Origin of the sequence: Janthinobacterium sp. 1_2014MBL_MicDiv, assembly GCF_001865675.1 — a bacterium.
GTDB lineage: Bacteria > Pseudomonadota > Gammaproteobacteria > Burkholderiales > Burkholderiaceae_D > Janthinobacterium.
Map to the genome: position 1 here is coordinate 6,314,221 of NZ_CP011319.1, position 17,159 is coordinate 6,331,379.

Here is a 17,159-nt window from a genome sequence, read left to right on the forward strand (position 1 = left end):
GCTCCAGACCAGCGCAGCCCTACGCCATGCCAGACTCTCTCGACACCTTGCAGTCCCTGACTTCCCTGACCGTGCACAATGCCACTTCGGCATTGGAGCAGGGTCTGGACGCCATCCGCTCGGGTCAGACGAAGTTTGACCTGCGTAACGTCAAGGCCGTCGATTCGGCGGCCGTCTCCGTGATGCTGACGTGGCAGCGCGCGGCGCAGGATGCCGGCGGCGTGCTGGAGCTGAAAAACCTGCCGAACAACCTGAAAAACCTCACCAAGCTGTATGGCGTCTGCTCGCTCGTTTCGAGCACGTTGACGGCCGAGGACTGCGGCAGCGCCGGCGGCCACGCCGAACGCAGCCCGTCCGACCTGCATCATCATTGATCCTGTCCCACTCCCCGCATCAGCAGTAGCTTTCAAGCCGGCAGGCCAGCAGCGCCGCCGGATTGAACTCCAAGTGTTCCACGAATTTTCCAACTATAATTGACTGTTGCGCCGTCCTCGCCTGAAGGTGGCGCCCTGCACTGGCCTGCCGGCCTGGATTTCCCCGGCAACTGGCGCATCACACCAGACGCATTACACTTGAAACAAGCACATGACCGCAATTCAAATAACGAATGTAGAAAAGAGCTATAAATCGCTCAAGGCGCTGGGCGGCGTGTCGCTGGCGATCGAGGAGGGCGAGTTCTTCGGCCTGCTCGGTCCCAACGGCGCCGGCAAGACCACCCTCATTTCCATCATCGCCGGCCTGATACGGCCCGATGCGGGCACCGTCAAGATCCACGGCCACGACGTGGTCAAGGACTTCCGCAACGCGCGCCGCAACCTGGGCGTGGTGCCGCAGGAACTCGTGTTCGATCCGTTTTTCACCGTGCGCGAGACGCTGCGCCTGCAGTCCGGCTATTTCGGCCTGCCGAACAACGACAAGTGGATCGATGAGGTCATGGAAAACCTCGACCTGACCGGCAAGGCCGACACCAACATGCGCGCGCTGTCGGGCGGCATGAAGCGCCGCGTGCTCGTCGCTCAGGCGCTGGTGCACAAGCCGCCCGTCATCGTGCTCGATGAGCCGACGGCCGGCGTCGACGTGGAATTGCGCCAGACCCTGTGGAAGTTCATTTCGCGCCTGAACCGCGAAGGCGGCCACACCGTCGTGCTGACCACCCACTACCTGGAAGAAGCGCAGGCCATGTGCCAGCGCGTGGCCATGCTCAAGACGGGCAAGGTGGTGGCGCTCGACACCATGTCGGCGCTGATCCGCCGCATCGCCGGCTCGCAGCTGCAGGTGCACCTGAAGCAAGGCGCCCTGCCGGCCGACCTGCAGCACCTGGTGCTGCACCCGGAAGAGCAGCAGGCGCCGAACAAGTTCAGCCTGCGCGTCAACGAATACAGCGAAGTCGAGAAGATCCTCGCCCGCCTGCGCGAAGCGGGCGCCGACATCGACGAAATGCAATTGCAACAAGCCGACCTGGAAGATATCTTCTTGCAGATCATGGATAAAGGTACCGTATGATTTCGACAGGATTTCGCACCCTCGTCTACAAAGAGACGCTGCGCTTCTGGAAAGTGGCGACGCAAACCGTGGCCGCGCCCGTGCTCACGTCGATGCTGTACCTGCTGGTGTTCGGCCATGTGCTCGACGGCCGCGTGGAGCCGAGCCCCGGCGTCAGCTACACGGCCTTCCTGATTCCCGGCCTGGTGATGATGAGCGTGCTGCAAAACGCCTTCGCCAATTCCTCGTCCTCGCTGATCCAGTCCAAGATCACGGGCAACCTGGTGTTCGTGCTGCTGACGCCCCTGTCGCACTGGGAAATCTTCTCGGCGTATGTACTCGCTTCCGTCGCGCGCGGCCTGGCCGTGGGCTTTGGCGTTTTCGCCATCACCTGCTGGTTCGCCGACCTGTCGTTTGTCGCGCCGCTGTGGATCGTCGTCTTCGCCTTCCTGGGCGCCGCCATGCTGGGCACCATGGGCTTGATCGCCGGCATCTGGGCCGAGAAATTCGACCAGCTGGCCGCCTTCCAGAACTTCCTGATCATGCCGGCCACCTTCCTGTCGGGCGTGTTCTATTCGATCCACTCGCTGCCGCCGTTCTGGCAGACGGTGTCGCACCTGAACCCCTTCTTCTACATGATCGACGGCTTCCGCTACGGCTTCTTCGGCACCTCCGACGTCAGCCCGTGGCTCAGTCTTTCCATCGTCGCCGGCTTCCTCGTGATCCTGGCGCTGGCGTCGATCCGCCTGCTGAAAAGCGGTTACAGATTACGCCACTAATTGCGGCACATCACACACTACATTATTCAATATCAAGGACTTATCGTGACCACCACTCCAGAACTGATCCACGGCTACCTGTCGGCCGGCCTCGAATGCACGCACCTCGAAGTGGAGGGCGATGGCCAGCACTTCCAGGCCGTGATCGTCTCGCCCGCATTTGCCGGCAAGCGCCTGATCCAGCGCCATCAGATCGTCTACGCGGCGCTGGGCGACCGCATGCGCGAGGAAATCCACGCGCTGTCGATGAAAACCCTGACACCTGAAGAATTCCAAGGATAAGCACATGGACAAGCTCCTGATCAACGGCGGCAACCGCCTGAACGGCGACATCGCCATCTCCGGCGCGAAAAACGCCGCCCTGCCCATCCTGTGCGCCGGCCTGCTGACCGCGGGCGACCTGGACCTGACGAACGTGCCGCACCTGCACGACGTCGCCACCATGCTCAAACTGCTGGGCCAGACGGGCTTGAAGATACGGCAGGACGGCGACCGCGTGGTTCTCAACGGCGGCGCCATCGACACCCTCGAAGCGCCGTACGAACTGGTGAAGACCATGCGCGCCTCGATCCTCGTGCTCGGTCCCATGCTGGCGCGCTTCGGCGAAGCCAAGGTCTCGCTGCCGGGCGGCTGCGCCATCGGTTCGCGTCCTGTCGACCAGCACATCAAGGGCCTCGAGGCGCTGGGCGCCGAGATCCGCATCGAAGCCGGCTACATCTACGCCAAGTGCGCCAAGCTGAAAGGCGCGCGCATCGTCACCGACATGATCACCGTCACCGGCACCGAGAACCTGCTGATGGCCGCGACCCTGGCCGAAGGCGAGACCATCCTGGAAAACGCCGCCTGCGAGCCGGAAGTGACCGACCTGGCCCACCTGCTGGTGGCCATGGGCGCGAAGATCGACGGCATCGGCACCAGCCGCCTGGTGATCCAGGGCGTGGACGCCTTGCACGGCGCCTCGCACGCGGTCATCGCCGACCGCATCGAAACGGGTACCTTCCTGTGCGCCGTGGCGGCCACCGGCGGCGACATCACCCTGCGCAACGTGCGCACCGATATCCTCGACGCGGCGCTCGACAAGCTGCGCGCCATGGGCCTGACGATGACCTTCGGCGCCGACTGGATCCGCGCCGAGATGTCGGCCCGCCCGAACCCGGTCAGCTTCCGCACCACCGAATACCCGGGCTTCCCGACCGACATGCAGGCGCAGTTCATGGCCGTCAACACGATCGCCAATGGCGCCAGCCGCGTCACCGAGACGATTTTCGAGAACCGCTTCATGCACGTGCAGGAAATGAACCGCCTGGGCGCCGACATCACCATCGAGGGCAACACGGCCATCATCGCCGGCGTCAAGCAGCTGCGCGGCGCGCCCGTGATGGCTACCGACCTGCGCGCCTCGGCGTCGCTGGTGATCGCGGCCCTGGCCGCCGATGGCGAAACGCTGATCGACCGCATCTACCACCTCGACCGTGGCTACGACCGCATGGAAGTCAAATTGTCGGCCGTGGGCGCGAACATCGTGCGCATCAAGTAAAAACAAAAAAGGAACGAGCATGAACGGATCGAACAGCGGTGACAATTCCCAGCTGATACTGGCGCTCTCGAAAGGCCGCATTTTCGAGGACACCATGCCGCTGCTGGAAGCGGCAGGCATCAAGGTGCTGGAAAACCCGGAAACGTCGCGCAAGCTGATTTTGGCCACCAACGATCCGAACGTGCGCGTCATCATCGTGCGCGCCAGCGACGTGCCGACCTACGTGCAGTACGGCGCGGCCGATTTCGGCGTGGCGGGCAAGGATGTGCTGCTCGAACATGGCGGCGAAGGCCTGTACCAGCCGATCGACCTGAATATCGCCTCCTGCCGCATGTCGGTGGCGGTGCAGGCCGGCTTCGACTATGAAAAGGCCGTGCACCAGGGCGCGCGCCTGCGCGTGGCCACCAAGTTCGTGCACACGGCGCGCGAGCATTTCGCCGCCAAGGGCGTGCACGTCGATCTGATCAAGCTGTATGGCTCGATGGAGCTGGCGCCGCTGGTGGGCCTGTCCGACGCCATCGTCGACCTGGTCAGCACGGGCAGCACTTTGCGCGCGAACAACCTCGTCGAGGTTGAACACATCATGGAAATTTCGTCGCGCCTGGTGGTCAACCAGGCCGCCTTAAAGCTCAAGCGCGAGCGCTTGCAGCCGATTATCGAGGCCTTCGAACGCGCCTCGCAAACTGCTTCGCAAGCCTAGACATTCAGTAGCAGAAAGCCGATTATGCCGATACAGATACGCAAGCTCGATTCAAGCCAGGAAGGTTTCCAACAATCGCTCGATACGCTGCTGGCGTTCGAGGCGGGTACCGATGCAGCGATTGAAACGTCGGTCGCGAAAATCCTGGCCGATGTGAAAACGCGCGGCGACGCCGCGGTACTGGAATACACCAACCGTTTCGACCGCATCCCGCATGGCGGCGCGGCAGAAATGGCGGCGTTTGATATTTCGCAAGCCGAATTGCAGGCGGCCCTGAACGGCTTGCCGTCGGCCCAGCGCGAGGCGCTGCAGATCGCCGCCCAGCGCATCCGCGCCTTCCACGAACGCCAGCGCGAGGAACTGCGCGGCTTTACCTACACCGAACCCGATGGCACGGTGCTGGGGCAGAAGATCACGCCGCTCGACCGGGTCGGCATCTACGTCCCGGGCGGCAAGGCCGCCTATCCTTCGTCGGTGCTGATGAACGCCATTCCCGCGCATGTGGCGGGGGTGGGCGAGATCATCATGGTGGTGCCGACGCCGGATGGCGTGAAGAACCAGATGGTGCTGGCCGCCGCCGCGATTGCCGGCGTGACGCGCGTGATCACCATCGGCGGCGCGCAGGCCGTCGGCGCGCTGGCCTACGGTACGCAGACGATTGCCGCCGTGGACAAGATCGTCGGCCCCGGCAACGCCTATGTGGCCGCCGCCAAGCGCCGCGTGTTCGGCATCGTCGGCATCGACATGATCGCCGGACCATCCGAAATCCTCGTGCTGTGCGATGGCACGACGGACCCCGACTGGGTCGCGATGGACCTGTTTTCGCAGGCCGAGCACGACGAGCTGGCGCAGGCCATCCTGCTGTGCCCCTACGCGGACTATATCGCCAGAGTCGAGGAGAGCATCGCCAAGCTGCTGCCGACGATGCCGCGCCAGGCCACCATCAGCACCTCGCTGCAGGACAGGGGCGCGCTGATCAAGGTGCGCAGCATGGAAGAAGCGTGCGAGATCGCCAACTCCATCGCCGCCGAGCACCTGGAAATCTCGGCGGAGCATCCGCAGCAGTGGGCTGAGCAGATCCGCCACGCGGGCGCCATGTTCCTGGGCCGTTTCTCGTCCGAATCGCTGGGCGACTATTGCTGCGGTCCCAATCACGTGCTGCCGACGTCGCGCACGGCGCGTTTCTCGTCGCCGCTGGGCGTGTACGACTTCCAGAAGCGCTCGTCCATCATTTACGTCAGCGAAGCGGGCGCGCAAACCCTGGGGCGTGTCGCCGCCACCCTGGCGTACGGCGAAGGCTTGCAAGCCCACGCGCGCAGCGCCGAACTGCGTCTGAAGCCGCAGCCATGACGAATATGGCGGAGCGGCCGGACTGGGCCAACCGGGTCTATTGCGAGGACGCGCTGGCGGGGCTGGCGCGCATTCCCGATGGCTCGGTGGACCTGATCCTGACGGATCCGCCTTACAATCTGGGCAAGGATTACGGCAATGCCTCGGACCAGCAGTCGGTAGCCGACTACCTGCGCTGGACGGAGCAATGGATCGATGCGGCGCTGCCCAAGCTGAAAGCCAACGGCAGCCTGTATATCTTCCTCACCTGGCGCTATTCGCCGGAGATCTTCGTCATGCTCAAGCAGCGCATGGCGATGATGAATGAAATCATCTGGGACCGCCGCGTGCCGTCCATGGGCGGCAGCGTGCGCAGCTTTTCATCGGTGCACGACACCATCGGCTTCTTCGTCAAGCGCAAGGATTACTACTTCGACCTTGACGCGGTGCGCATCGCCTACGACGCGGCCACCAAGAAAGCCCGTTCGCGCTCGATCTTCATCGGCGCCAAATGGCTGGAAGTCGGTTACAACCCGAAAGACTTGTGGAGCGTGTCGCGCCTGCACAAGGAACACCCGGAACGGGCCGACCACCCGACGCAAAAGCCGCTGGAAATCATCGAACGCATGGTCAAGGCATCGTGCCCGCCTGGCGGCGTGGTGCTCGACCTGTTCATGGGCAGCGGCACCACGGCGCTGGCGGCAAAGCGCTGCGGGCGCGATTTCGTCGGCTTCGAACTCAATCCCGACTACTGCGCCATCATCGAACAGCGATTGGCGGCGCTGGCACAGGAGCTGGCCGAACCGGCTGCGCCTAAGCCTGAGAAAAAGGCGCCGGCCAAGCGCCGCGCCGCCGCCGCCGTGCCCAAGGCCGCCAAGGCTGCCGCTAAAAAGCCGGCTGCTACGAAACAGCCGGCTGCCGTGAAAAAACCGCCCGCCGTGAAAAAAGCCCCGGCCCGCAAGGCGCGCAGCGCCGGCGTACCGGAAGACGTGGCCCTCTAGCATCCATTTACATCAGGAGTATTTGCAGCATGTCTTTCCTCGATCAGTTAATCAGCAATACCGTGCGGCCTGATGTGCGGGCCATTGGCGGCTACCATGTGGCCGACGCCAGCGGTTACATCAAACTCGATGCGATGGAAAATCCGTATCCGCTGCCGCAGCACTTGCGCGATGCGCTGGGCGCGCGCCTGGCCAATGTGGTGCTGAACCGCTATCCGCCGTCGTACGCCAGCCTGCAGGCGGCCATCTGCGCCAAGCTGGGCGTGCCATCTGGCTATGACGTCATGCTGGGCAACGGCTCCGACGAACTGATTTCGATCCTGGCCATGGCCTGCGCCCGCCAGGAGCCGGGCAAGCGCGCCGTGCTGCTGGCGCCCGTGCCGGCCTTCGTCATGTATGCGCGCTCGGCGCAGTTTGCCGGCATGGATTTCGTTGGCGTGCCCCTGAACGCCGACTTCAGCCTGGACATGGACGCCATGCTGGCGGCGATCGAGCAGCACCGCCCGGCGCTGGTGTTCCTCGCCTACCCGAACAACCCGACCGGCAACCTGTTTGCCAGCGCCGACATCGAACGCATCCTCGCCGCGCTGGGCGACACGGGCATCGCCGTCGTCGACGAAGCGTATGAACCGTTCGCGCAGCAAAGCTTCATGGGCCGCCTGCCCGAATTCGCGAACCTGGTGGTGATGCGCACCGTGTCGAAACTGGGCCTGGCCGGCATCCGCCTCGGCTACATGTCGGCCGCGCCGGCCCTGCTGGCGCAATTCGAGAAAGTGCGCCCGCCGTACAACGTGAATGTGCTGACGCAGGCGGCGGCCGAATTCGCGCTCGAGCATCTCGACGTGCTCAATGCGCAGGCGGCCCTGCTCAACAGCGCGCGCGACGACCTGGCGCTGCGCCTGGCGGAACTGCCCGGCGTGACGGTATTTCCGTCGAAGGCAAATTTTCTTCTGATTCGTGTGGCTGATTCCGACGATGTTTGCGCAAAACTGCTTGCCCGCAGGGTTTTAATTAAAAATATGAGTAAAATGCATGCTGCGCTGGTCAATTGCCTGCGCATCAGCGTCAGCACCCCGGAAGAGAATTCCCTTTTTTTCGATGCCTTCAAGGCATCCCTCGTTTAGCCTATCGCCAGAGCCTCCCATGAACCGCACCGCAGAAATCACGCGCAACACCAATGAGACGCAAGTTCGCGTCGCCCTCAATCTGGACGGCACCGGCCAGCAAAAGCTGAACACGGGCGTGCCCTTCCTCGACCATATGCTGGACCAGATCGCCCGCCACGGCTTGATCGACCTCGATATCGAAGCGACGGGCGACGTGCATATCGACAACCACCATACGGTGGAAGACGTGGGCATCACCCTGGGCATGGCCGTGGCCAAGGCCATCGGCGACAAGAAGGGCATCCGCCGCTACGGCCACGCGTATGTGCCGCTGGACGAGGCGCTGTCGCGCGTGGTGCTCGATTTCTCGGGCCGCCCCGGCATCGAATACCACATCCCGTTTACGCGCGCCATGATCGCCGGCTTCGACGTCGACCTGACGCTGGAATTCTTCCGCGGCTTCGTCAACCATGCGGGCGTGACATTGCATATCGACAACTTGCGCGGCACGAATGCCCACCACCAGTGCGAAACCGTGTTCAAGGCCTTTGGCCGCGCGCTGCGCATGGCGGCCGAGCTCGATGAGCGCGCGGCCGGCATCATTCCGTCGACCAAGGGCAGCCTGTAAGCGCCACCCTCGATACCCTGTAGATTCCGAGATTAAACATGAATAAAATTGTGGTGGTGGATTACGGCATGGGCAACCTGCGCTCGGTGGCGCAAGCGCTGCGCGCCGTGGCGCCGGAAGCCGATGTGCGCATTTCCGGATTGGCGCAAGACATCGACAGCGCCGACCGCATCGTCTTGCCGGGCCAGGGCGCCATGCCCGACTGCATGCGCAGCCTGCGCGAATCGGGCGTGCTCGAAGCGCTGCTGCGCGCCGCCGACAGCAAGCCCGTGCTGGGCGTGTGCATCGGCGAGCAAATGCTGTTCGACGCCAGCGAAGAGGGCGATGCGGCGGGCCTGGGCTTGCTGCCAGGCAAAGTCGTGCGCTTCCAGCTCGATGGCCAGGTGCAGGAAGACGGTTCGCGCTTCAAGGTGCCGCAAATGGGCTGGAACCAAGTCCGGCAAACGGCATCCCATGCCATGTGGGAGGGCATTGCCGACCAGGCGTATTTTTACTTTGTGCACAGCTATTTTGCTCAACCTCAAGAGGCCGCGCACACGGTGGGCCAGACTATCTATGGTGCGCCGTTTGCGTGCGCGGTCGCGCGTGATAATATTTTCGCGACACAGTTTCACCCTGAAAAAAGCGCTGCCGCTGGCTTGCAGCTGTACAAGAACTTCGTTCACTGGCAACCTTGACGTACCTTCGTGGCCTTTCCGGCTTCGCTCCTCACTCACTCTGACACCACACTGACCATGCTGCTCATTCCCGCCATCGACCTGAAAGACGGTCACTGCGTACGCCTGAAACAAGGCGATATGGAACTTGCCACCGTATTTTCCGAAGACCCGGCCGAGATGGCCCGCCATTGGCTGATGCAAGGCGCGCGCCGGCTGCACCTGGTCGACCTGAACGGCGCATTTGCCGGCAAGCCGAAAAACGAAGGCGCCGTGAAATCCATCCTGAAGGCCGTGCAAGATTTCGCCGTGGAAAACGACATCGAGGAAATCCCCGTGCAGCTGGGCGGCGGCATCCGCGACCTCGACACCATCGAGCGCTACCTGGACGCCGGCATCAGCTACATCATCATCGGCACGGCGGCCGTGAAGAGCCCCGGCTTCCTGCACGACGCCTGCAGCGCCTTCCCGGGCCACATCATCGTCGGCCTCGACGCCAAGGATGGCAAGGTGGCAACGGATGGCTGGAGCAAGATGTCGGGCCATGAAGTGATCGACCTGGCCAAGAAATTCGAGGCGTATGGCGTCGAATCGATCATTTACACGGACATCGGCCGCGACGGCATGATGGGCGGCATCAATATCGAAGCCACCGTCAAGCTGGCGCAAGCCGTCAAGATCCCCGTCATCGCCTCGGGCGGCCTGCACAATATCGGCGACGTGGAAGCGCTGTGCGCGGTCCAGGCCGAAGGCATCGAAGGCGTGATCTGCGGCCGCTCCATCTATGAAGGCACGATCGACCTGGCGCAGGCGCAAGAGCGCGCCGACGAGCTGACCGACGCCGCCGTTTAAGCCAGCCCGGCCGGGGCGTGCCTGCGCATGCCCGGGCCTGGCGACAATCTGGATATCATCATGCTTGCAAAACGTATCATCCCCTGCCTCGACGTGACCAATGGCCGCGTCGTCAAAGGCGTCAATTTCACGGAATTGCGCGACGCCGGCGACCCGGTGGAAATCGCCCGCCGCTACGACGAGCAGGGCGCCGATGAAATCACCTTCCTCGACATTACCGCCTCGAGCGACAACCGCGGCCTGATCTTCGACATCATCGAAGCGGTGGCCTCGCAAGTGTTCATCCCGCTGACGGTGGGCGGCGGCGTGCGCGTGGTGGAAGACGTGCGCCGGTTGCTCAACGCGGGCGCCGACAAGGTCAGCATCAACACCTCGGCCGTGACGAATCCGCAGCTGGTGTTTGAGGCATCGCAAAAGCATGGCTCGCAATGCATCGTCGTGGCCATCGACGCCAAGCAGGTGTCACCGGGCAAGTGGGAAGTGTTTACCCACGGCGGACGCACCGCCACGGGCCTGGACGCGTTCGAGTGGGCGCGTAAAATGGAAAGCCTGGGCGCCGGTGAAATCTTGCTGACCAGCATGGACCGCGACGGCACCAAGGTGGGGTTTGATTTGGGCTTGACGCGCGGCGTGTCCGACGCCGTCAGCATTCCCGTCATCGCCTCGGGCGGCGTGGGCGGCTTGCAGGACCTGGTCGACGGCATCAAGGTGGGTCGCGCGGACGCCGTGCTGGCCGCCAGCATCTTCCACTATGGCCAGCACACGGTGCAGGAAGCCAAGCGCTTCATGGCGCAGCAGGGCATTCCCATGCGCCTGGCATAATCAGCGTCCAACCCGGGATAGAACCATATGCAAAACGCAACGATCGTATCGAGCAATGCCAAGTGGCTGAAAAAGGTCAAATGGGACGAGCATGGGCTGGTGCCCGTGATCGCGCAGGAGGCGGGCAGCAATGACGTGCTGATGTTTGCCTGGATGAACCGCGACGCCCTGGCGCGCACGGTGGAACTGGGTGAAGCCGTATACTGGAGCCGTTCGCGCAAGAAACTGTGGCACAAGGGCGAAGAGTCGGGCCACACGCAAAAGGTGCTGGAAATCCGCCTCGATTGCGACGAAGACGTGGTCTTGCTGAAAATCGAGCAGGCCGGCGGCATCGCCTGCCATACGGGCCGCCACTCGTGCTTCTTCCAGAAGTTCGAAGGCGACGAGAAAACGGGCGAATGGCAAGTCACCGACCCGGTGCTGAAAGACCCCGAAACGATATACGCGGAAACCAAGAACAAATGAGTGAAACTTTAAAGCGCCTGGCCGCCGTGATCGAATCGCGCAAGCCGGCCAATGGCGGCGACCCCGCCACCTCCTATGTGGCGCGCCTGTTTGCCAAGGGCGACGATGCCATCTTGAAAAAAATCGGCGAAGAGGCGACGGAAACCGTGATGGCCGCCAAGGATGCGCGGCGCGACAACGACCCGTCCAAGGTTCTGTACGAGTGCGCCGACCTGTGGTTTCACAGCCTGGTGATGCTGGCGCAGTTCGACCTGACGCCGCAGCAGGTGCTTGACGAGCTGGCGCGCCGCGAAGGCCTGTCCGGTCTCGAAGAGAAGGCGGCGCGCAAGGATGAGCTGCGCGATGCCGGCGAAACGGATAAACACTGATTGATGGGAGCGCGCGTGGATAACTGTATTTTTTGCAAGATTGCTGCAAAACAAATTCCTTCGAGCATAGTCTATGAAGACGAGGACTTGCTGGCCTTCAAGGACATCAACCCGGCCGCCCCCGTGCACCTGCTGTTGATACCGAAGCAGCACGTGGCCAGCCTGTCCGACTGCGACGACAGCCATACGGCAGTGCTGGGCAAGCTGCTGCGCCTGGCGCCGAAGCTCGCTGCCGAATTCGGTTGTGCCGTCAGCTATGACGCCGATGGCGTGCCGTCCGGCGGCTTCAAGACCATGATCAACAGCGGCCCGGACGGCGGGCAAGAGGTGTACCACCTGCACATGCACGTGTATGGCGGCCCGCGTCCCTGGCGCGGCCAGCACTGATTTCGCCGCGCGCCGGGTTCGCGTGTATACTACCCGCATTGGTTGACGCTATTCGGGCACCGTCCCGCAAGGAGAATGTGATGGGTTCATTGAGTATTTGGCACTGGCTGATCGTTCTGGTCATTGTGATGCTGGTCTTCGGCACCAAGAAACTGGGCAATATCGGCGGTGATATCGGCAAGGCCGTCAAAGGCTTCAAGGATGGCGTCAAGGGCGAAGATGATGCCCCGGCAGCCAACACTCCTCCTGCTGCGCCATCGCAAGTGGCCGACAAAAGCACCATCGACGTCGAGACGAAAGAGAAAAGCAAGTCCTGATAGCGTGGCGGGGCGATTGCCTCGTCCGGTAACGGCACTTGTCCGCTTATGATCGATCTCGGTCTCTCTAAAATCGCCATCATCGGCGTGGTTGCACTGATAGTCATCGGCCCTGAAAAGCTGCCGAAAGTGGCGCGCATGGCCGGTACCCTGTATGGCCGCGCGCAGCGCTACCTGAACCAGGTGAAATCCGAAGTCTCGCGCGAAATCGAAATGGAAGAGCTGAAGAACCTGCAGAAGGAAGTGCAGGAGGCGGCCCATTCCGTCAAGCAAAGCGTGGAGAAATCCATGCATGGCGTGGAAAACTCGATCTCGGGCAACCTGGCCGAGGTGGAAAACGCATGGCGCGGCGACTCCGCCACGTATGCGGGGCATGACGATGGGCACGATGCCCATGAAGCCATGCTGCGCGCCACCAACGATGACCTGGCCCGCAAGGCGCGCGAATTCCGCCGCAAGAAGCTGGTGCGCAATTCCGCCATTCCCGGCTGGTACAAGCAGCGCCATGGCGGCAAGATGCACGTGCAGTCGGCTGCCGCCCGCGTGGCGCGTTTCCGTCCGCGCGCCAGTTCCTCCTCCTTTTACTCATGAGTAGCAAATCCCCGGTGGAAGAAACCTTTATCTCGCATCTGGTCGAGCTGCGCAACCGCCTGGTCAAGGCCTCGATCGGCATCGCCGTCGTCTGCGCCGTGCTGTTTTACTGGCCAGGCCCGTCGCAGATCTACGACTTCATCGCCGCGCCGATGATCGCCTCGCTGCCGGCCGGCTCGAAAATGATCGCCACCGGCGTCATCTCGCCCTTCCTGGTGCCGATGAAAGTGACCCTGGTGATCGCCTTCATCGTCGCCCTGCCCTGGGTGCTGTACCAGATGTGGGCCTTCATCGCCCCCGGCCTGTATACGCATGAAAAGCGCCTGATCGCGCCGCTCGTCATTTCCTCGTCGCTGCTGTTCATGGCCGGCGTGGCCTTCTGCTACTTCTTTGTCTTTGGCCGCGTGTTTCACTTCATCAGCGACTTTTCGCCGTCGTCGATCGCCGTGACCCCCGATATCGAAAACTACCTCGATTTCGTCATGTCGATGTGCCTGGCCTTTGGCGCCACCTTCGAAGTGCCCGTCGTGGTGGTCATCCTCGTGCGCATGGGCCTGGTGTCCATCGCGAAGCTCAAGGAAGTGCGCCCGTACGTGATCGTCGGCGCCTTCGTCATTGCCGCCATCGTTACGCCGCCGGACGTGGTCAGCCAGTTTTCGCTGGCCATTCCCATGTGCCTGCTGTTCGAGCTGGGCTTGCTGGTGGCGCCCATCTTCGTCAAGGCCACGCAGGCGCCGGAAGAGGCATCCTAAAGCCAGCTCCACCACGTGCAGATGCAGGCCGCTGCTTCCTCGGGAGCCGCGGCTTTTTTATCGAGCGGGACGTTAGTGGGTGCTTACTGCGGCATCAGTTTGCCGAGGATGTCTTCGTCAAGGCCACGCAGGCGCCGGAAGAGGCATCCTAAAGCCAGCTCCACCACGTGCAGATGCAGGCCGCTGCTTCCTCGGGAGCCGCGGCTTTTTTATCGAGCGGGACGTTAGTGGGTGCTTACTGCGGCATCAGTTTGCCGAGGATGGCCAGGTTGAGCAGCATCAGGCTGCGCATCATCCAGTGCACGTGTTTCCTGTCGGCGCCATGGCGCAAGTCCAGGCATTCCAGGAAGGCGTCGAATTTTTGCCCCAGCGTCTCTATCCTGGTATTGCGTGTCAATGCCAGGGCATCCAATTCCAGGGCATCTATCCTCGTGTCGAGCTGATGCTCCAGTGCATCTATTCTGGTAGCGAGTGTCAGTTCCAGGGCATCCCCCTGGTGTCGACCTTTTGCGCCAGCGGCGTGAATTCCCCCGGCAGATTGCGCTCCAGCGCCGCCAGCTCGCCACGCACGACGACGGCCGCGCCCAGCACATCACCGACGGGCGCCGCATGGACTGTCGCTTGCGGCGTGACCATGCCTGCCGAGGCGAGGCGTTTGGCGTAATCGCGGGTGTCGCACTGGACGGACATATGCATGGACCTTCCTGACCATCACCCTAGCAGAAAAATTGGCAATTGCCGGTGAGGAGAGCGGTGGCGCCTGCCTTCCTGTCAGCGTAGGCGCTACGGCGCCGGGCGGTTTGCGGTGGCGCAAACGCATGCAAAAAGGGCGCCGCAGCGCCCTTTGCAAGCTGAGGATGCGTGCGGCTTAATTCATCAATTCCTTGATGACTTTCACGGGCGCGCTGCCATAGCTGAGGAATTGTTCATGGAAATCCTTCAGCACGAATTTGCTGCCCAGCGCTTGCTTGCGCTGTTCGCGCAAGTCCATGATTTCGCTGTAGCCGCTGAAATAGCTGGTCAGCTGCACCGAGCTCAGCTGCACGCGGCGCCATTTCTCCGTCGCTTCGCGCTGCGTCTGGAAGGCCTGGCGCGTCAGCAGGTCGAGCGCCTGTTCTCGCGTCATGCCCAGCACGTGCACGCTGTAGTCGAGGATGGTGTTGGTGACGCTGCGCAAGTTCCACTTCGAGTACATCAGCCACATTTCCGGCGCGTTATTGCCATAGCCCGATTCGAGCATCATGCGCTCGCCATACACGGCCCAGCCTTCGATCATGGCGCCATTGCCGAAGATCGACTTGGCCAGCGACGGCGACTTGTTGGCGTACACGAGCTGCGTGTAGTGGCCGGGGATGGCTTCGTGGATGTTCAGGATCTGCAAGATCCAGTGGTTGTATTCGCGCAAGCTGCTTTCCGCCTGTTCCGGCGTTTCGCCGTCGAGCGGCGTCACGTTGTAATAGGTGCGGTCTTGCGGACGATACGGGCCGGGCGCCTCGATGCTGGCGCCGGCCACGCCGCGCTGGTAGGCCGGCGTTTCACGCACGACGAGCGGCTTTTTCGGGTCCATCGTCAGCAGGTTGTGGCTGGCCACCCATTCCTGCAATTCCGGGATCTGGCGGCGGATTTCCGGCACGAAATCGGCTGGCGCCACGTGGTTGCTCGACAGCTTGTCGATGACCATGCCGATCTTCGCCGTGCGGTCGGCCGGCTTGGCCGCGTTGCCCATGGTTTTCAGCCACAGCTCGTCGGACAGGCTGTCCATGTGTTCAAGCAGTTTTTCGCGCGCGGCCAGGGCCTTCTGGTACATCTGTTCGGCGCTGACGCTGGCCTGGATATCGTAGGTAAATTTCTGCTCGTACAAGTCCTTGCCGATGCGGAAGGAGCGGGCGTTGCCATTTTGCGCCAGTGCCGCATCCTGTTCCGTCAGCCAGGCAGCATAGCCTTGCACGGCCGTGCGGGCCGCGGCGATGCGCGCGTTGTACAGCTGCTTCTCGGTCGCCGTCAGGATCGAGCCTTGCGCCGTCTTGTTCAAGTCGTCAAGCACGCTGAGCACGCCAGCGCTCTGGGCGATGGCCAGCTGCGTATGTTCGCGCGTGGGCTGATGGATGCTGGCGCGCGCGGCCACATAGTATTGCGGCACGGTGGCGATGCGTTTGAGCAAGGTGCGCAGGCGCTGCGGCTGCGACGCGTATTCCGTGTTCAGGATGAAGTCGATGGAACCGGCCACGTTGTAGAGGGCGGGATTCCATTCGAATTCGCGGAAGGTGGTCAGGTACCAGCGGTCCGACTGCAGTTTATTGGTCAGCAAGGCCAGGTCGGTACGTTGCTTGTCGGACATCTTGCCCGCATTCAGCTTGCCGAATTTACCCAGCCATTCTTCGATGAAGGCCAGCTGCTTCTGGCGGCTGGCCGCGTCGGGAATGCTCAGGTTGGCGGCGCCGTCGTATTTGCCGACGGCAATGGCACCTTCCGGATCCATGCGCCACAGCGCGGTGAGGAACTGGCCGCTCAGGTTATTCATGGAACGGTCGCTGCTGTTCTCGCTGGCGACGGCCGCTACCGTGGCTGCCGTGGCGGCGCTGACGACGGCCGCCTTCTTGGCGACGGTTTTTTTCTTGCTGCTGCTGGTGCTGGCCTTGCCGCTTTTCTGCGGTTTCTTGGCGGCGCTGGCCGGTGTCAGGGTGAATGCCATCATCAATGCGGCGAGCGCAACTTTATTTCTTGTCAGCATAGTTCATCTCTTGAATATTTGGTTGTTTGTTAAATCCAGTCACGAATAAACTGATAATATAAATAACAAACAACTATTGAAAGGTCGGCCTTGCTTGCCAGGGCGGCCCAAAGATTAGCACTAATTGCCGCGCTTGCGCAGTTTTTTGCCGGCCGGCCGCCGGGCTAGACGACGATGGCGCTGCCGTGCAGCAGCTCCTGGTGGCGCGCATTCAGGGCCGCCACGGCATCCTTGCCGCGCGCCATGCCGGTGGCGTGGATTTCGACTTCTTGTGTGTAACGCTGGCTGACGCGGATCGTGTAGGACTGGAACAGCCAGCTCCAGAAGTTGGTTTCATACACGGCTTCATCCATGTCGCGCCATTTGACGCCCGTCAGTTTCTTCTTCCACGGCAAGATGCCGGACGCCAGCCACACGCCCGCCTCGTCGTAGTACAGCTGGTAGCTGCGGGTCGTCAGCAGGCGGTAGCCGACGATCAGGGCCGAACCGATCAGCACGACGAGGGCGGCGCGCGTGTTGTACTTGAAGGCCAGCGGCAGGGCGGCGAAAAACAGCAGCACGGCCATGATGAAGGTGCCGGCATAGGCCGTCCAGGATTTGCCGCACAAGAAGGTGGCGCGCTGGCCGGCGCTGGTGGCGATATAGTCGGTCATGGC

23 protein-coding genes are annotated in these 17,159 nt (G+C 62.5%); 19 read left to right on the forward strand and 4 right to left on the reverse strand.

Annotation, left to right across the window (positions count from 1 at the left end; all coding sequences use genetic code 11):
- Window positions 1–26 precede the first annotated feature (26 nt).
- The 19 genes from YQ44_RS27375 (at window position 27) to tatC (ending at window position 13,772) form a co-directional block, all read left to right on the forward strand.
- On the forward strand, window positions 27–374 hold the full coding sequence (locus YQ44_RS27375) for an STAS domain-containing protein (protein WP_071326057.1): 348 nt from the start codon (window positions 27–29) through the stop codon (window positions 372–374).
- A 211-nt stretch (window positions 375–585) separates the two neighbouring features.
- Window positions 586–1,503 (forward strand): ABC transporter ATP-binding protein, encoded by a 918-nt coding sequence (locus tag YQ44_RS27380; protein ID WP_071326058.1) that lies wholly within the window; start codon window positions 586–588, stop codon window positions 1,501–1,503.
- Window positions 1,500–2,261: an ABC transporter permease gene (locus tag YQ44_RS27385; RefSeq protein ID WP_071326059.1), complete on the forward strand. Its 762-nt coding sequence runs from the start codon at window positions 1,500–1,502 to the stop codon at window positions 2,259–2,261. Before YQ44_RS27380 ends, YQ44_RS27385 begins: the two co-directional genes overlap by 4 nt.
- A 45-nt stretch (window positions 2,262–2,306) precedes the next feature.
- Window positions 2,307–2,543, forward strand: coding sequence for a BolA family protein (locus tag YQ44_RS27390; RefSeq protein WP_034753824.1), 237 nt, complete (start codon window positions 2,307–2,309; stop codon window positions 2,541–2,543).
- 4 nt (window positions 2,544–2,547) lie between these two features.
- Complete coding sequence (gene murA, locus YQ44_RS27395; protein ID WP_071326060.1) at window positions 2,548–3,798, forward strand: UDP-N-acetylglucosamine 1-carboxyvinyltransferase; 1,251 nt, start codon at window positions 2,548–2,550, stop codon at window positions 3,796–3,798.
- A 19-nt stretch (window positions 3,799–3,817) separates the two neighbouring features.
- On the forward strand, window positions 3,818–4,498 hold the full coding sequence (gene hisG / locus YQ44_RS27400; RefSeq protein ID WP_071326061.1) for an ATP phosphoribosyltransferase: 681 nt from the start codon (window positions 3,818–3,820) through the stop codon (window positions 4,496–4,498).
- A gap of 24 nt (window positions 4,499–4,522) precedes the next feature.
- Window positions 4,523–5,848: a histidinol dehydrogenase gene (gene hisD, locus YQ44_RS27405; RefSeq protein ID WP_071326062.1), complete on the forward strand. Its 1,326-nt coding sequence runs from the start codon at window positions 4,523–4,525 to the stop codon at window positions 5,846–5,848.
- Entirely contained in the window at window positions 5,845–6,828 is a 984-nt protein-coding gene (locus YQ44_RS27410) for a DNA-methyltransferase (protein WP_442905880.1), read from the forward strand. Before hisD ends, YQ44_RS27410 begins: the two co-directional genes overlap by 4 nt.
- Window positions 6,829–6,857: 29 nt before the next feature.
- Window positions 6,858–7,952 (forward strand): histidinol-phosphate transaminase, encoded by a 1,095-nt coding sequence (gene hisC / locus YQ44_RS27415; protein ID WP_071326063.1) that lies wholly within the window; start codon window positions 6,858–6,860, stop codon window positions 7,950–7,952.
- A gap of 19 nt (window positions 7,953–7,971) precedes the next feature.
- Window positions 7,972–8,562, forward strand: coding sequence for an imidazoleglycerol-phosphate dehydratase HisB (gene hisB, locus YQ44_RS27420; RefSeq protein ID WP_010402123.1), 591 nt, complete (start codon window positions 7,972–7,974; stop codon window positions 8,560–8,562).
- Between the two features lie 38 nt (window positions 8,563–8,600).
- Window positions 8,601–9,239, forward strand: coding sequence for an imidazole glycerol phosphate synthase subunit HisH (hisH, locus tag YQ44_RS27425; protein ID WP_083412070.1), 639 nt, complete (start codon window positions 8,601–8,603; stop codon window positions 9,237–9,239).
- 57 nt (window positions 9,240–9,296) lie between these two features.
- On the forward strand, window positions 9,297–10,070 hold the full coding sequence (gene hisA, locus YQ44_RS27430; protein WP_071326064.1) for a 1-(5-phosphoribosyl)-5-[(5-phosphoribosylamino)methylideneamino]imidazole-4-carboxamide isomerase: 774 nt from the start codon (window positions 9,297–9,299) through the stop codon (window positions 10,068–10,070).
- A gap of 60 nt (window positions 10,071–10,130) precedes the next feature.
- Window positions 10,131–10,892 carry an imidazole glycerol phosphate synthase subunit HisF gene (gene hisF, locus YQ44_RS27435; protein WP_070219637.1) on the forward strand — a complete coding sequence of 254 codons (762 nt, stop codon included), beginning with the start codon at window positions 10,131–10,133 and terminating at the stop codon, window positions 10,890–10,892.
- 27 nt (window positions 10,893–10,919) lie between these two features.
- Window positions 10,920–11,357 carry a phosphoribosyl-AMP cyclohydrolase gene (gene hisI / locus YQ44_RS27440; RefSeq protein ID WP_071326065.1) on the forward strand — a complete coding sequence of 146 codons (438 nt, stop codon included), beginning with the start codon at window positions 10,920–10,922 and terminating at the stop codon, window positions 11,355–11,357.
- Window positions 11,354–11,725: a phosphoribosyl-ATP diphosphatase gene (locus YQ44_RS27445; RefSeq protein WP_071326066.1), complete on the forward strand. Its 372-nt coding sequence runs from the start codon at window positions 11,354–11,356 to the stop codon at window positions 11,723–11,725. The genes hisI and YQ44_RS27445 overlap by 4 nt, the downstream gene beginning before the upstream one ends.
- Window positions 11,726–11,740: 15 nt before the next feature.
- On the forward strand, window positions 11,741–12,112 hold the full coding sequence (locus tag YQ44_RS27450) for a histidine triad nucleotide-binding protein (RefSeq protein WP_071326791.1): 372 nt from the start codon (window positions 11,741–11,743) through the stop codon (window positions 12,110–12,112).
- Between the two features lie 80 nt (window positions 12,113–12,192).
- Window positions 12,193–12,429: a Sec-independent protein translocase subunit TatA gene (gene tatA / locus YQ44_RS27455; RefSeq protein ID WP_071326067.1), complete on the forward strand. Its 237-nt coding sequence runs from the start codon at window positions 12,193–12,195 to the stop codon at window positions 12,427–12,429.
- 48 nt (window positions 12,430–12,477) lie between these two features.
- Window positions 12,478–13,020 (forward strand): Sec-independent protein translocase protein TatB, encoded by a 543-nt coding sequence (tatB, locus tag YQ44_RS27460; protein ID WP_071326068.1) that lies wholly within the window; start codon window positions 12,478–12,480, stop codon window positions 13,018–13,020.
- Window positions 13,017–13,772 (forward strand): twin-arginine translocase subunit TatC, encoded by a 756-nt coding sequence (tatC, locus tag YQ44_RS27465; protein ID WP_071326069.1) that lies wholly within the window; start codon window positions 13,017–13,019, stop codon window positions 13,770–13,772. The genes tatB and tatC overlap by 4 nt, the downstream gene beginning before the upstream one ends.
- A gap of 235 nt (window positions 13,773–14,007) precedes the next feature.
- On the opposite strand, the gene YQ44_RS29220 is transcribed toward tatC, so the two are convergent.
- The 4 genes from YQ44_RS29220 to YQ44_RS27480 all read right to left on the reverse strand — a co-directional run bounded on the left by YQ44_RS29220 (window position 14,008) and on the right by YQ44_RS27480 (window position 17,156).
- Window positions 14,008–14,169 carry a hypothetical protein gene (locus YQ44_RS29220; protein WP_156894987.1) on the reverse strand — a complete coding sequence of 54 codons (162 nt, stop codon included), beginning with the start codon at window positions 14,167–14,169 and terminating at the stop codon, window positions 14,008–14,010.
- A 77-nt stretch (window positions 14,170–14,246) separates the two neighbouring features.
- Window positions 14,247–14,468: a hypothetical protein gene (locus YQ44_RS27470; RefSeq protein WP_071326070.1), complete on the reverse strand. Its 222-nt coding sequence runs from the start codon at window positions 14,466–14,468 to the stop codon at window positions 14,247–14,249.
- Between the two features lie 172 nt (window positions 14,469–14,640).
- On the reverse strand, window positions 14,641–16,467 hold the full coding sequence (locus YQ44_RS27475; RefSeq protein ID WP_232251007.1) for a DUF885 domain-containing protein: 1,827 nt from the start codon (window positions 16,465–16,467) through the stop codon (window positions 14,641–14,643).
- A 200-nt stretch (window positions 16,468–16,667) separates the two neighbouring features.
- Window positions 16,668–17,156 carry a hypothetical protein gene (locus tag YQ44_RS27480; protein ID WP_071326071.1) on the reverse strand — a complete coding sequence of 163 codons (489 nt, stop codon included), beginning with the start codon at window positions 17,154–17,156 and terminating at the stop codon, window positions 16,668–16,670.
- Between the last annotated feature and the right edge of the window lie 3 nt (window positions 17,157–17,159).